This window comes from Enterococcus hailinensis, assembly GCF_045862035.1.
In the GTDB taxonomy this organism is placed as follows: Bacteria; Bacillota; Bacilli; order Lactobacillales; family Enterococcaceae; genus Enterococcus_A; species Enterococcus_A hailinensis.
In genome coordinates this window covers 140,154-155,438 of record NZ_BAAFRV010000002.1, presented here as the reverse complement: position 1 = coordinate 155,438, position 15,285 = coordinate 140,154, and the positions used below count along the sequence as shown (strand labels likewise).

The 15,285-nt window shown below is 38.3% G+C and carries 12 protein-coding genes; all 12 read left to right on the top strand.

Annotated elements, in window-relative coordinates; genetic code table 11:
• Positions 1 to 34 precede the first annotated feature (34 nt).
• The 12 genes from ACKTSC_RS02515 to glmU all read left to right on the top strand — a co-directional run bounded on the left by ACKTSC_RS02515 (position 35) and on the right by glmU (position 15,199).
• Positions 35 to 943, top strand: coding sequence for a RodZ domain-containing protein (locus tag ACKTSC_RS02515; RefSeq protein WP_332653715.1), 909 nt, complete (start codon positions 35 to 37; stop codon positions 941 to 943).
• A 37-nt stretch (positions 944 to 980) separates the two neighbouring features.
• Complete coding sequence (pgsA, locus tag ACKTSC_RS02510) at positions 981 to 1,562, top strand: CDP-diacylglycerol--glycerol-3-phosphate 3-phosphatidyltransferase (RefSeq protein ID WP_332579864.1); 582 nt, start codon at positions 981 to 983, stop codon at positions 1,560 to 1,562.
• A 159-nt stretch (positions 1,563 to 1,721) separates the two neighbouring features.
• On the top strand, positions 1,722 to 2,969 hold the full coding sequence (locus ACKTSC_RS02505) for a competence/damage-inducible protein A (protein WP_407856731.1): 1,248 nt from the start codon (positions 1,722 to 1,724) through the stop codon (positions 2,967 to 2,969).
• A gap of 238 nt (positions 2,970 to 3,207) precedes the next feature.
• Positions 3,208 to 4,251 carry a recombinase RecA gene (recA, locus tag ACKTSC_RS02500; protein WP_332579862.1) on the top strand — a complete coding sequence of 348 codons (1,044 nt, stop codon included), beginning with the start codon at positions 3,208 to 3,210 and terminating at the stop codon, positions 4,249 to 4,251.
• Positions 4,252 to 4,504: 253 nt separating this feature from the next.
• Positions 4,505 to 6,061, top strand: coding sequence for a ribonuclease Y (rny, locus tag ACKTSC_RS02495; RefSeq protein WP_332579861.1), 1,557 nt, complete (start codon positions 4,505 to 4,507; stop codon positions 6,059 to 6,061).
• Positions 6,062 to 6,187: 126 nt separating this feature from the next.
• Positions 6,188 to 8,749 (top strand): bifunctional lysylphosphatidylglycerol flippase/synthetase MprF, encoded by a 2,562-nt coding sequence (mprF, locus tag ACKTSC_RS02490; RefSeq protein WP_407856730.1) that lies wholly within the window; start codon positions 6,188 to 6,190, stop codon positions 8,747 to 8,749.
• A gap of 173 nt (positions 8,750 to 8,922) precedes the next feature.
• Positions 8,923 to 9,774 carry a 4-(cytidine 5'-diphospho)-2-C-methyl-D-erythritol kinase gene (ispE, locus tag ACKTSC_RS02485; protein ID WP_332579859.1) on the top strand — a complete coding sequence of 284 codons (852 nt, stop codon included), beginning with the start codon at positions 8,923 to 8,925 and terminating at the stop codon, positions 9,772 to 9,774.
• Positions 9,775 to 9,995: 221 nt separating this feature from the next.
• The gene (locus ACKTSC_RS02480; protein WP_407856729.1) at positions 9,996 to 10,952 is read left to right on the top strand and encodes a metal ABC transporter substrate-binding protein; all 957 of its coding nucleotides are present in this window, start codon (positions 9,996 to 9,998) and stop codon (positions 10,950 to 10,952) included.
• 140 nt (positions 10,953 to 11,092) lie between these two features.
• Positions 11,093 to 11,773 carry a metal ABC transporter ATP-binding protein gene (locus tag ACKTSC_RS02475; RefSeq protein ID WP_332579857.1) on the top strand — a complete coding sequence of 227 codons (681 nt, stop codon included), beginning with the start codon at positions 11,093 to 11,095 and terminating at the stop codon, positions 11,771 to 11,773.
• The gene (locus ACKTSC_RS02470; RefSeq protein WP_407856728.1) at positions 11,746 to 12,576 is read left to right on the top strand and encodes a metal ABC transporter permease; all 831 of its coding nucleotides are present in this window, start codon (positions 11,746 to 11,748) and stop codon (positions 12,574 to 12,576) included. Before ACKTSC_RS02475 ends, ACKTSC_RS02470 begins: the two co-directional genes overlap by 28 nt.
• Before the next feature lie 216 nt (positions 12,577 to 12,792).
• Positions 12,793 to 13,614, top strand: coding sequence for a pur operon repressor (gene purR, locus ACKTSC_RS02465; RefSeq protein WP_332579855.1), 822 nt, complete (start codon positions 12,793 to 12,795; stop codon positions 13,612 to 13,614).
• A gap of 217 nt (positions 13,615 to 13,831) precedes the next feature.
• Positions 13,832 to 15,199, top strand: coding sequence for a bifunctional UDP-N-acetylglucosamine diphosphorylase/glucosamine-1-phosphate N-acetyltransferase GlmU (gene glmU, locus ACKTSC_RS02460; protein ID WP_407855094.1), 1,368 nt, complete (start codon positions 13,832 to 13,834; stop codon positions 15,197 to 15,199).
• Positions 15,200 to 15,285 lie beyond the last annotated feature (86 nt).

Sequence of the window (15,285 nt, the reverse complement as noted above, 5' to 3'; positions counted from 1 at the left end):
TTGATAGTTTGAATAAACAATAGAAATAGACGTAATGATATTACGATCATTAAATGAAATGGGAGTAGAGAAGCAAGTGGCGAGTATTAATATTGGAGAAACGTTGCGTAAAGCTCGTATCGATAAAACAATCAGTTTAGATGAATTGCAGCAGCGTACAAAAATTCAGAAACGTTATCTGCTGGCAATTGAAGAAAATGACTTTCAAGAATTACCGAGCGATTATTATTTGCGGACGTTTATTCGCCAATACGCAGACGAGGTAAATCTTGATGGAAATCATTTGATCGATGTATTGGATGGCAAAGATCAACCGAAGCCAACTTACCCCGAACTAGAAACTGTTGGGGAACTACGCAAAAATAAACATGCAGAAGATCCTAAAAAAATTCAATTCAGAGCAACGCTGCCAATGGTTGTCTTAGGATTGGTCGCTCTAGCGATCATTTCGGTAGTTGGTTATATGACGTGGTTAGATCATCAGTCTTCAGCAATGATTTCAGAGAATAGTTCAGTCCAAGTGGAACGTTCGGCGGTCTCATCTTCTTCAGTTGCAAAAGTGTCATCTTCACAACCAGCAGCAACGACGGAAACATCTAAAGAACCAGAAAAACCTAAAATGTCGATTGCGATGGAAAATAATGCAACAAGTGCCGCAACAATGAAAATCGAACATGCGGAAAAACCGTTGAAACTGACATTTACCGGAAAAGAGCGTGTGTGGGTCGGAGTTCAGGTCAATAATGCATTGATTTATCAATATACGTTACAAGCAAACGAATCACAAACCACTGAATTACCGGCAGATACAGCTCAAGCAGTCATCACTTTAGGAATTGCAAAGTATGGGGAAGTGAAGGTCAATGATCAAACACTAGACTTTCAACCAGCGGATTCTGCAACACAAAAAAATGTTACATTGAATATTGCTTACGCGTCTTAACTTTAAGACGAGGGAATAGAAATAGGGGGAACCATCAATGAACTTACCAAACAAATTGACGGTCTTACGGATCTTTATGATTCCATTATTTATGATCGTTGTTTTAGTACCTTGGGATTGGGGAACGATCCAAGCTGGAAATACTAATTTAGCTATAACGCAGCTAGTCGGAGCGATTATTTTTGCGATTGCCAGCTATACCGACCACTTAGATGGAAAAATCGCTCGTGCCCGCGGTTTAGTAACCAATTTCGGGAAATTTGCGGATCCATTAGCAGATAAAATGTTGGTTATGACCGCATTTATTGTTTTAGTTGAACAAGGAAAAGCACCTTCTTGGGTCATTGCGATCATCGTTTGTCGTGAACTAGCTGTGACTGGTTTACGTTTATTGATCGTAGAACAGGGTGGCGGTGTAATGGCTGCTGCAATGCCTGGGAAAATCAAAACTGCTACTCAAATGGTCGGAATCGTCTTGCTTTATTTGAATAATGTACCATTCAATTATGTTGGTATTCCGATGGATCAAATCATGTTGTATGTTTGCTTATTCTTTACTATTTACTCAGGGTATGATTACTTTGCTAAAAATACTTCGATTTTTAAAGGATCAATGTAATAGTAGTTGGAACGATACGAAAAGTATCGTTCTTTTTTTGTTTTTGAGCTAATAAATTTTGACGATTACTTACAAATATGACAGTCAATCATTCCTTAAATCAACGGTTTTCTGTTATAGTTGAAAAAAACAGCGTACCTTTAGAAAGAAGAGAATTCAATGAAAGCAGAAATTATTGCAGTCGGCACAGAATTATTATTAGGACAAGTGGTAAATACTAATGCCACATTTTTATCAGAAAAATTAGCTGATATGGGAATCGAAGTCTATTTCCATACAGTGGTTGGAGATAATCCAGCACGTTTAGAAGAATTACTTCAGTTAGCAGACCAACGTAGTGAATTGATTATTTTATGCGGTGGTTTAGGACCGACAGATGATGATTTGACTAAAAATGTTTTAGCCGATCATGTTGGTGTGCCATTAGTACAAAATGAAGCTGGATTAATAGCGTTAAATGAATTTTTTGCGCAACGTCAAACAACGATGACACCCAATAATTTACGTCAAATAGAAACATTGAAAGATGGGATTCCATTACCTAACCGTACTGGTTTAGCAATTGGCTGCTTGTATAAGGGAGAAAAAAATAATTATATTTTGTTGCCAGGGCCACCGAGTGAATTAAAACCTATGTTTATTGAACAAGCACGTCCGTTATTAGAAAAAGAATTTCCAACAATTGAAAAGTTAACTTCAAGAGTTCTACGGTTCTTTGGTATTGGAGAATCAAAATTAGTAACTGATTTAGCTGACCTGATTGAGAATCAGACAAATCCAACAATTGCTCCTTATGCCAAACCAAATGAAGTAACGTTGCGAATCACTGCGAAAACAACAGACGAAACTTCTGCAAAAGCATTATTAGACCAAGCAGAGTCAGAGATTTTAGCCACAGTCGGAGATTTTTTCTATGGTTATGGTGAAGAAAATAGTTTGGCGGAAGTCGTAGTAGATTTACTAAAAGAAAATCAGCTCAATCTAACAGCGGCAGAAAGTCTGACAGCCGGTGAATTCCAAGCTACTTTAGGAAACATCTCAGGAGTATCAGAAGTGTTTCCAGGTGGTTTTGTGACTTATTCTAAAGAAACTAAAGCAAATTTCTTAGGAATCGACCCTGAACTACTAGAACATGAAGGTGTGGTTAGTGAAGCTTGTGCCAAAGAAATGGCGGAAGCTGCTTTGGATTTGGCTAAAACAGATTTTGCACTCTCTTTCACCGGTGTTGCTGGTCCAGATGAATTAGAAGGGAAAGCTAAAGGTACGGTATTTATTGCGCTGGCTCAAAAAGGAAAAGCAACTATCGTTACCGAAAATCATTTCAGCCGTGACCGTGCGTATATCCGCCATAGTTCAGTGATGAAAGGCTTAGACATGGTTCGGCGAGCAATTCTAAACAAAATCTAAAAATGCGAATGTTTGTTCGTTTTTTACTTGCTTTTTTACTTCTAACCCGATAAACTGAGATTATTGAAAAAGCATTAATGATGTGAAAACATATTTAGTATAGAGATGTTTATCATGAATTTGGACGCCTGTAATACGGACGTCTTGATAGATAAACTATGGGAAATACATTGAGAATTATTTCTTGTCATCTTGAGACTGTGATGAATACATCAATAAGAATTAGGAGGATCAGCTATTGGCTAATGATCGTAAAGCAGCATTGGATGCTGCAATGAAGAAGATTGAAAAGAATTACGGAAAAGGTTCGATCATGAAATTAGGAGAAAAGGTCGACCAACAAATTTCTACGATCCCAAGTGGTTCGTTAGCATTGGATGTTGCATTAGGTGTAGGCGGATATCCCCGCGGTCGGATCATCGAAGTTTATGGGCCAGAAAGTTCTGGTAAAACTACGGTGGCATTACACGCTATTGCAGAGGTTCAAAAACATGGCGGAACAGCGGCCTTTATCGATGCTGAGCATGCGCTGGATCCTCAATACGCACAGCGTTTAGGTGTTAATATTGATGAATTGCTATTGTCACAACCAGATACAGGTGAACAAGGGCTGGAAATCGCTGATGCGCTTGTTTCTAGTGGTGCGGTAGATATCATCGTTATCGACTCCGTAGCGGCATTAGTACCACGTGCTGAAATCGATGGGGAAATGGGTGATGCTCATGTTGGGTTGCAAGCTCGCTTGATGTCACAAGCATTGCGTAAACTATCTGGTTCAATCAATAAGACTAAGACGATTGCAGTCTTTATCAACCAAATTCGGGAAAAGGTCGGTGTTATGTTCGGTAATCCAGAAGTAACTCCTGGTGGACGTGCATTGAAATTTTATGCGACGGTTCGTTTAGAAGTTCGTCGTGCAGAGCAATTGAAAAATGGTACGGATATCGTAGGGAACCGTACAAAAATCAAAGTAGTAAAAAATAAAGTTGCGCCCCCATTCAAGGTCGCAGAAGTAGATATCATGTATGGCCTGGGTATCTCGCAAGAAGGCGAATTATTAGATATGGCTGTTGAACAAGACATCATCGATAAAAGTGGTGCTTGGTATGGTTATAAAGAAGATCGTATCGGACAAGGTCGTGAAAATGCGAAGAAATACTTAGCAGATCATCCTGAAATGATGGCTGAAGTTGCCACTCGTGTACGTGCAGCTTACGGTATTGGTGACGAACTTCCAGAAGTAGAAGAAGTAGGCCAAGAAGAATTGCCGATTGAAGAATAAAAAACAAAAAGACGGTAATAATCGAGTGGATTCACTCAGTTATTACCGTCTTTTTTCGTCATATTTCACAACAATGCTAAGCGCTTTATTTCTTAGCCTGACAAAAGATAAATAAAGTTGACACGCTATCAGACAAACATTAGAATAAAGTTGTGTGGCAGACACACATATGCAAGTAGGCATATTGATAATTTAGCATTCGTTTATCAAAAAACTACAGATAAGTAAATAAGATAGTACGGAGGTGGATTTAATGTTAGTTCCTATTCTCCTCGCTATCATCGGTTTAATTGTCGGTCTTGGTTTAGGTTTAATGGTCGCGAAATCACGTCATGAAAAAGAAATTGATGGAGCACAAAACTCAGCTAGAGGGATCATCGCACATGCGAACAAAGAAGCAGAGACCTTGAAGAAAGAAGCTTTGTTAGAAGCCAAAGAAGAAAACCAGCAGTATCGCGCACAAGTTGAAAGTGAGTTGAAAGAAAGCAAACAAGAATTAAAATCACAAGAAAATCGCTTGCTTCAAAGAGAACAGACTTTAGATCGTAAAGACGATTCTCTCGAGAAGCGTGAGCACTCACTGGAAGAAAAAGAAACAAAAATCAGTGCTAGACAACAATTAATTGACGAGCGAGAAAAAGATGTAGAACAACTGATTACAGAACAAAAAACAAAATTGGAACAAGTTGCTTCATTGACTAAAGATGAAGCAAAAGAAATAATCATGAAGACGACAGAAGAGGAATTGAACCATGAGTTAACTGTTATGGTCAAAGAATCTGAACAACGTGCGAAGGAAGAAGCTGATCGTAAAGCGAAAAATCTTTTAGCGATGGCGATTCAACGTTGTGGGGCTGATGCTGTTTCTGAGACGACTGTGTCAGTCGTTACATTGCCTAATGATGAGATGAAAGGTCGTATCATTGGTCGTGAAGGTCGAAATATTCGAACGTTAGAAACATTGACAGGGATTGATTTGATTATTGATGATACACCAGAAGCAGTCGTTTTATCTGGTTTTGATCCAATTAGACGAGAAATCGCCCGCATGACATTGGAAAAACTGATTCAAGATGGTCGGATCCATCCGGCTCGAATTGAAGAGATGGTCGAAAAATCTCGTAAAGAAATGGATGAACGAATTCGCGAATATGGCGAGCAAGCTGCTTTTGAAGTTGGTGCGCATACGCTACATCCAGATTTGATCAAGATCTTAGGTCGTTTACATTTCCGCACAAGTTATGGTCAAAATGTATTGAACCATTCCGTAGAAGTTGCTAAATTAACAGGTGTCCTAGCTGCTGAGCTAGGCGAAGATGTTCAATTAGCGCAACGTGCAGGGTTATTGCATGATATTGGTAAAGCACTGGATCATGAAATCGAAGGTTCTCACGTTGAGATCGGTGCGGAACTTGCAGCGAAGTATCGTGAAAATCCAGTTGTTATCAATGCGATTGCTTCTCATCATGGAGATACTGAAGCAACTTCAGTTATTTCGGTTTTAGTTGCTGCTGCCGATGCCGTTTCAGCTGCTAGACCTGGTGCTCGAAGTGAATCATTAGAAAACTATGTTCGTCGTCTACAAAACTTAGAAAATATTTCAAATAGTTTTGATGGCGTAGAGTCAAGTTTTGCGGTTCAAGCAGGACGTGAAGTACGTGTCATGGTCAAACCAGAAGAAATTTCCGATTTGGATTCTGTTCGATTAGTTCGCGATATTCGTCGTAAGATTGAAGATGAGCTGGATTATCCAGGACATATCAAAGTCGTCGTTATTCGTGAGACACGAGCAACTGATTATGCAAAATAAAAGAAAAACCTCTTTATGAGGTTTTTTTTTATTTTCTAAAACTCTTATAAAGATGGAAAAGAATAGCGTCAAAGTACGATTTCATTTAAAATAGACCTTAAGTATAAGGAAGAGTGGAGAAAAAGAATGACGACTATTATTAGTTGGTTTAAACGCCATGGAACATTGCTTAAAATCATATTCTTTGGGATCGTTTTATTTTTTGTTGCAAATCAAGTAAAAAATATTGCCCACGGAATGAGCTGGCAAACAGTTTGGCAAACGATCAAACAACAAAATCAGCTTTCTTTATTCGCGATGTTTGTGATAGGACTTTGTGGAGTATTACCGATGCTGTTATATGATCATGTGGCGATTACTACTTTAGAAAGAGCGGGCCGCCCACGAATGGAGCGTAAAGAATGGTTTGTTTCAGCTTGGACGACGAATACGATCAATAACTTAGCTGGTTTCGGTGGAATTGTAGGAGTAAGCCTTCGATCTAGTTTTTACGGCAAAGGAATGGAAAAAAAGAAAGTTCTAGCCGTGATCTCAAAAATTGCTATTTTTATGTTAGCGGGCCTATCGATCATGGCGTTTTTTACAGCACTGGATTTATTTTTTTTCCGGACGCAGAATTCTTTTGTACGTTATCGGATTTGGTTATTAATTGGTGGACTTTTTGCACCGGTATTATTTGGGTTTGTCTATTCTCGCAGACGAACGCTGTTTAAAGAATTTCAGTTAAAACAGATCGTTGAATTATTTATAGCTTCTATCGGACAATGGTTGGGAGCTATGTTGGTATTTTTAGCGGTCGGTTTTTTGATGGGTGCTAGGATAAACATGGGCGATGTCTATCCGCTATTTGTGATAGCTATCGGTCTAGGAATGTTGACAATGGTACCTGGAGGCGCTGGGACATTTGATGTAATGATGATTTTAGGTCTTGGACATCTTGGACTTAATCAAAGTACTGCGGTAGTATGGATCCTTTTTTATCGGATCGTTTATTATTTGATTCCTTTTGTAACAGGCATCGTGATTTTCTTGACGAATACGAGCGTTAAGATGAATCGCTATTTTGATAATTTACCACGCTTGATTTCGCAAAAATTTGCTCATGGATTATTAGTAACGGCTGTCTATTTTGCAGCGATTATGATGATCTTATTATCGACATTGACGAATCTATCGAACATTAGTCGTTTGTTCCAAGTATTGCTGCCGTTTTCTTTTAATTTTTTAGATCAAACGCTAAATTTATTGATTGGCTTTTTATTGCTAGGCTTTGCACGGGGAATTTCACAAAAAGTTCAGCGCGCTTTTTGGCCAACGATCCTTTTATTGATTTTTGGGATTATCAATACCGTCGCTCGAACGGCATCGATTCGCTTGATTGTGGTATATCTATTGATTCTATTGATCGTCTGGATGTCGCGAAAAGAATTCTATCGTCAAAAGCTTGTCTATTCATGGGGCGCGATTTTATTTGATGGTACGTTGTTTGGTCTCCTATTTATCTTTTACGCGGTTGCGGGCTATCATCGAGGTCAAATTTGGAGCACTGAGCGATTAAGTAGTAAATATTTTGCCTTTCCTTCTGAAGAAATTTGGTTTTCAGGATTGATTGGTTTGATTTTATCGATCCTATGTTTAGCAATTTTGTACCACTACCTGACTCAAAGTGAAGAGCAACTAGGAGCTGTTTGGGATGAAAAACGATTCAATTATTTGATTCAGCGATATGGCGGGACGGCAGCAAGTCATTATTTAAGAGTTCCCGGGTACCATTACTACTATTATAAAGAGAATGGGAATGACCAAATCGTTTTTGGTTTCCAAATCAGAGCAGACAAATGTTTCATCCTAGGTGACCCAATCGGTAATCCTGATAAATGGCAAGCAGCGACGTTGGCATTTATGGAACAAGCAGATCGCCTAGGCTATCAATTAGCTTTTTATAAAATATCCGAAGATTATGTATTGTTGTTACATGATTTAGGATTTCACTTTGATAAAATCGGTGAAACAGGCGTGACCGATTTTACGAAACATCCAAATGATGTTTTCTCGGATCGTTTTGAATTCAAACGGTTGGCCAACGAAGGCTATCAATTTTCTTATTTTGAACAATTGCCTACAGAGATTTTTGATGAATTAGAAGAGATTTCTCGTGAATGGCTAAATGGCGAGAAAGAAAAATATTTCTCTGTTGGACGTTTTGATCGTGAGTATCTACGTACAAGTCACATTGGGATCGCACGAGATCCTGAGAATAAAATTATTGGCTTTATTACTGAACAACCCATGACTCAGGAAAAAGCTTCTTTCGATCTTTTACGCTTTAGAAATAATGTTCCTAATGAATTGCCGACTTTTTTGAAATTGCATTTGATGGATGAGTTAAAAAAACAAGGGTATCAAGAAGCCTTCCAAGGAATGGCCCCTTTTGCTAAAGTTGGGGAAACATCTTTTGCTTTTCTAGGTGAACGAATCATGAATTTGATTTATAAATATGGGAATTCTATCTACGCTTTCCAACAAGTAACGGAAGAGAAAACAATCTATGTCGATCAATGGAAGCCAAGATACTTTGCTTATATGAAGAGTAGTAGCTTTCTATTCTCCGCTATGCAATTATTGTTGCTGATTGGACGAGGGAAAAATAAAGGCGCCACTATCTCTGATGAAATGATCGAAGTTTAAAAGACGAGCATTGTGTTCGTCTTTTTTGTATAAATAAATCCACTTTTCTACTTGTAGTTATTCAAGACGAAAAATTCAACGAAACGAATGGAGCTATGCTAGAATGAAGTATCTATACTTTTGATAATGGCTATGTTAGAATTTTCTAGTGAAAAATTTGAATGGGTGAGAAAATGGAAATTATGGAGAAAGCCCCAGCTAAAATCAATTTAGGCCTCGATATTCTCGGAAAACGGTCGGATGGTTTACATGAGCTGGCAATGGTGATGGCCAGCATTGATTTGGCAGACCGCTTATATTTGGAAGAAATTCCTGAAGATAAAATCATTATTGAAACAAATAAGGCTTTTTTACCCACGGATAAAAAGAACCATGTCTATGAAGCATTGGAATTAGTTAAAGAACGCTTTGGGATAAAACAAGGTTTACAAGTTAAAATTCATAAAGAAATTCCCGTAGCAGCCGGCTTAGGTGGTGGATCTACTGATTCAGCTGCTGCGTTGCGAGCAGTTAATCGCTTATGGGATTTGGGTTTATCAATGGAAGAACTTGCGAGTCTTGGTGCTGAAGTCGGTTCAGATGTTCCCTATTGTGTGTATGGTCAGACTTCTTTAGTAGAGGGTTTCGGTGAAAAAGTTACCCCGATTGCCCCAATGCCGCAATGCTGGGTCGTAGTAGTTAAACCGCGGATGAGTGTTTCTACCCGTGCAATTTTTGCTCAGATCGTGATGGAAGATTTGTACCACCCTGATATTTCAGCGTTGGTTTCAGCTATCGAAGCAGGAGACTACCAAAAAATGACTCAAAATTTGGGTAACTCAATGGAAGTTGTTACGATCAGAAAGCATCCGGTGATTCAGCAATTAAAAGACCGAATGCTAAAATACGGAGCGGATGCCGCGATGATGAGCGGAAGCGGTCCGACTGTCTATGCTTTGTGTCATAAATATTCACGAGCAAAGCATGTGATGAATGCTCTAAAAGGTTTTTGTGAGGAAGTCTATCTGGTTCGGACATTGAAGTAGGTCCTAGTGATCTACTTTTTTTATGGTTAATAAAATAACGATTTTTCGACATTGAAGCGAATACAGGTACCGTTATTCATATGACTGCTAAGACATTTATTTTACGGTTTAACAAGTTTTTAGCGTTTTAAATCGTAAATTTTACGATTTGTATTGACGAATAGAAAAACATTTGTTAGATTTATTCTTGTCTTAAAAAAGAAGAGAAGGTGCTTAGAAAGATGAAAATGAAAAAAGGACTACTTCTAGCAGGAGCTGTGCTATTATCTGTAGTATTAACAGCTTGTGGTGGTCAAAGTAAAAAAGAAGCGTCATCTGATGATGGAAAAATTCAAGTAGAAACAACTTTTTATCCAATGTATGAATTTACCAAAGAGGTAGTTGGAAATAAAGGGGATGTAGACTTAATCATCCCGGCAGGAACAGAACCCCATGATTTCGAGCCTTCAGCTAAAGATTTAGCTAAAATTTCGAAAGCGGATGTTTTTGTATATAATAGTTCAGCTTTAGAAAAATGGGCTTCTGATATTGATTCAGTCGATAAAGATAAAACAGAAGTGATTGAAGCTTCAAAAGGTATTACTTTGATGAATGGTGTTGCTGAAGAAGACGGATCAGATGATTCATCATCTATCGAAGCTTCAACAGATGCGAATACAATGGACCCTCATGTATGGTTAGATCCTGTTTTAGCTATCAAAGAAGTTGAAACTATTCGTGATCAATTAAGCAAAAAATATCCAGATGATAAAGCAACCTTTGAAAAAAATGCGGCAAGTTATATCAAGAAATTAAAAGCATTAGATCAAGATTACCAAACAGCCTTTAAAGATGTATCAAATAAATCATTCGTTACACAACATGCGGCGTTCGGTTACCTAGCTAAACAATACGGCTTAACACAAGAAGCAATCGCTGGTATTTCACCAGACCAAGAACCTTCAGCAAGCCGTTTGAGCGAATTAAAAGAATATGTTGAAAAAAATAATGTTCAAGTAATTTACTTTGAAGAAAATGCGTCATCAAAAGTTGCTGAAACATTAGCATCAGAAACAGGCGTGAAATTAACTGTCTTAAATCCATTAGAAAGTTTAACCAATAAACAAATCAAAAATGGTGAAACATATCTTACTGTTATGCAAGACAACTTGAATGCTTTAAAAGAAAGTGTAAAATAAAAGTATTATACTTAGACAACACAAAATTTTAATATAAAATAGAAGTACTACTCGAGCCACATCAAAATTAATTAGTGGTTTGAGTAGTACAACTTTTTGTTTTAGTAAAATTTTTTTATCAGTAGAAAAGGAGAAACAACATGTCGTATATCGAGGTAAAAGATCTCTCGTTTTACTATGACAATGAACCGGTATTAGAAGATGTCTCATACCATGTAGACCCAGGTGAATTTGTCATTTTGACCGGAGAAAACGGTGCCGCAAAATCAACATTGATCAAAGCGACACTAGGATTGTTGAAGCCTAGTAGTGGAGAGGTAACTATCGCTAAAAAAAATGCAGAAGGTAAAAAGTTAAGCATCGGCTATATCCCCCAACAAGTAGCCTCATTTAACGTCGGATTTCCTAGTACCGTTTTAGAGTTAGTCGAATCTGGCCGCTATCCTCAAGGAAAGTGGTTTAAAAAATTATCTGCACGTGATCATGCTCATGTAAAAAAAGCATTGGAATCAGTTGATATGTGGAATATGCGTAACAAAAAAGTCGGTGAGCTTTCCGGTGGTCAAAAACAACGGATCAGCTTAGCGCGTTTGTTTGCAAAGGATCCCGATTTATTCATTCTAGACGAGCCAACAACTGGGATGGATGAAAAATCACGAAATGATTTTTATGAATTGTTGCGACACAGTGCCCATGCTCATGGAAAAAGTATTTTAATGATCACCCATGACCATGATGATACAAAAGAATATATTGATCGTCATATTCGATTGGTACGAAAGGAGAACTCACAATGGCGTTGCTTTCATATGAATTCATGAGACGTGCCTTTCTAGCGGCGATCTTTATTGCGGGAATCGCTCCAATGTTAGGTGTTTTTCTAGTGATCCGTCGTCAATCATTAATGGCGGATACATTGTCACATGTCTCTTTAGCCGGTGTAGCATTAGGCTTTTTCTTAAACTTAAATCCAACAGGAACGACATTGTTAGTCGTTGTGATCGCAGCGATCATTATGGAGTATCTCCAAAATATGTACAGCTCCTATTCAGAGATATCGATTGCGATCTTAATGGCAGCAGGGTTAGCTGTTGCCTTAGTCTTGATGAGTTTAGCACCGGGAAACTCTGCGGTCAGTATCCAATCGTATCTATTTGGCTCGATCGTAACGATTACATGGCAACAAGTTGTCTTTCTAGGAATTTTATTTGTCTTAGTCGGAATTTTATTTCTCTTGTTTAAACGACCAATGTACGTGTTAACCTTTGATGAAGATATTGCAGCAGTTGATGGCCTACCCGTTCGCACGATGTCAATGATTTTTAACATCGTGACTGGTGTAGCAATCGCAGTCATGATCCCGATTGCTGGTGCGTTACTGATTTCGGCTATCATGGTATTACCCGCAGCTGTGGGTATGCGAGTCGGAAAAAGTTTCAATATTGTGATTTTAGTTAGTGTTTTAGTCGGTTTTATCGGAATGATCGGCGGGCTGACTGGTTCGTATTATTTAGATACACCACCAGGTGCTACGATTACTTTAGGCTTTATCGTATTATTCTTGCTAGTCAACGGCGTTCGTCAGTTGAGAATCTTATTCCAACGAAAACAGTTACAAAAGTAGAGGAAAGCGAAAGCTTTTCCTCTTTTTTTGCTTAATAATTAATAAATTCCGAACTTTTTCACTTTAAAACAAGAAAATACTCGAATTTTATTGATTAAACCCTTATAATGAAAAACGATAAATCAGATTTGGTTACCCGGGCTTTGATAAAAGCAGCAGGGAGATAAATTGAACATCAAAAAATAATTACTTTAATATGAAATAGGAGTGGATTACGTGAAAGTGCGTCGAAGTGAACGTTTAATCGACATGACACAATATTTATTGGATCATCCACATGATTTGATCCCATTGACTTTTTTTGCCGCCCGTTATGGTTCAGCAAAATCTTCGATCAGTGAAGATTTAGCGATCGTAAAGAAAACCTTCAAGGAACGTGGAACAGGCTTGTTAGAAACGATCCCTGGAGCTGCTGGAGGGGTCGTCTTCACACCGAGTATCACGGATGAAGAAGCCAAAGAATATATTGCATCTTTAGCTGAACGTTTGTCAGAAGAAGATCGTTTATTACCCGGTGGATATGTTTATTTATCTGATATGCTGGGGCAACCAGATTTATTACGTAAAGTTGGCCGCATTATTGCCGCTCAATACTTGGATAAAAAAGTCGATGCTGTAATGACCGTTGCAACGAAAGGTGTACCGATCGCTCAGGCGGTATCTTATTATTTGAATGCACCATTCGTCATCGTTCGACGTGATTCAAAAATTACAGAAGGTTCCACAGTTAGTGTCAATTATGTGTCTGGTTCTTCTGAACGTATCGAGAAGATGGAGCTGTCTAAACGTAGTTTGAAACGTGGTTCAAGAGTCTTGATCGTGGATGACTTTATGAAGGGCGGCGGAACCGTCAACGGAATGAAGAGTTTGATCGAAGAATTTGAAGCTGAATTAGTCGGCATCACAGTTTTTGCAGAATCTAAATTCAAAGGCGAACGAGCAATCGACGATTACAATTCATTGTTATTCGTTCAAGATGTGGATACAAGTACAAAAACGATCACAGTTGTACCAGGAAATTGTTTTGATAAAGAATAATCGCCTCTAAAAGGTTAGTTTTCCATTGACTGCTCTGATAATTTTTATAGGGAGCAAAAATTGGAAGCTAGCCTTTTTTTTATTTAGCTAGTAAAATAGTAAGAGTATCTATCATAACTAGCAAAGCATTTTGACTTTAGCTTATGCATTTATCAACATAAAGTCAGATTTTCTTCTTTCAAAAAAAATATAATCAAACAATTAGGAGTGACTTCTTTTGGAAAATCGTTACGCGATTATTTTAGCAGCGGGTAAGGGAACTCGCATGAAATCAAAATTATACAAAGTATTACACCCGGTAGCCGGTAAACCAATGGTAGAGCATATCATTGAACGAGTGGTAGAAACAGAGCCGACTGAGATCGTTACGATCGTAGGTCACGGTGCTGAAATGGTAAAAGAACAATTAGGCGAACGGAGTCAATATGCGTTACAAGCGGAACAATTAGGAACAGGACATGCAGTGATGCAGGCCGCAGAATTCTTAAAAGGTAAAGAAGGAACGACGTTGGTCATTAGTGGTGATACACCATTATTAACGACACACACGTTAAACAACCTTTTTGATTACCATTTAGGTAAAAAAGCCAGTGCAACGATTTTAACTGCACACGCAGAGGACCCAACCGGTTATGGACGTATTCTTCGGGATCATGTGGGAATCGTTGAGAAAATCGTTGAACAAAAAGATGCGACGCCAGAAGAAGCACTGACACAAGAAATCAATACTGGAACTTACTGTTTTGATAATGAACAATTGTTTGCTGCTCTAGAAAAAATTGGGACTGATAATGCCCAAGGAGAATATTACTTAACAGATATTGTTGAGATCTTGAAAAATGAAGATCAAACAGTTGCTGCTTATCAAACAGAAGATTTTGAAGAATCACTTGGCGTGAATGATCGAATCGCTTTAGCCAATGCAAATGAGATTATGCGTCGCCGTATCAATAAACAACATATGGTCAACGGGGTAACATTTATTGATCCAGCTACGACTTATATCGATGCAGGAATCGAAATTGGTTCAGATACGGTGATTGAACCAGGCGTACAAATCCAAGGAAATACAGTAATTGGTGCGGATTGTGTGATTGGTGCTCATTCTAAAATTGTTGATAGCACTATTGAAGACAATGTAGAAATCAAATCTTCTGTCTTAGAAGAATGTATCGTCCGTAAATATGCTGATGTAGGACCAAATGCTCATTTACGTCCACAAGCAGATATCGGCGAGCATGCACATATCGGAAATTACGTAGAAATCAAAAAAGCAACGATTGGTGAAAATACCAAAGTCGGCCATTTGACCTATGTCGGTGATGCGACGCTTGGAAAAGATATCAATGTCGGTTGTGGAGTTGTTTTTGTTAACTACGACGGAAAAAACAAACATCATACAACTGTTGGTGATCATGTCTTTATTGGATCAAGTACCAATATCATCTCACCAGTTACTATTGCAGCAAATAGTGTGACTGCCGCAGGCTCAACGATCACTTCTGATATCCAAGAAGGTGACATGGCAATTGCTCGTGCTCGTCAAGTAAACAAAGCGGGTTACGCGGATCACTTGCCATTCTAAGGGAAATCTCTTGATTTCTTAAATGGAAATGACTAGTATTTTATTTGAAATGGTATATAATCGGTACGTATGCTTAAAAAGAAAGT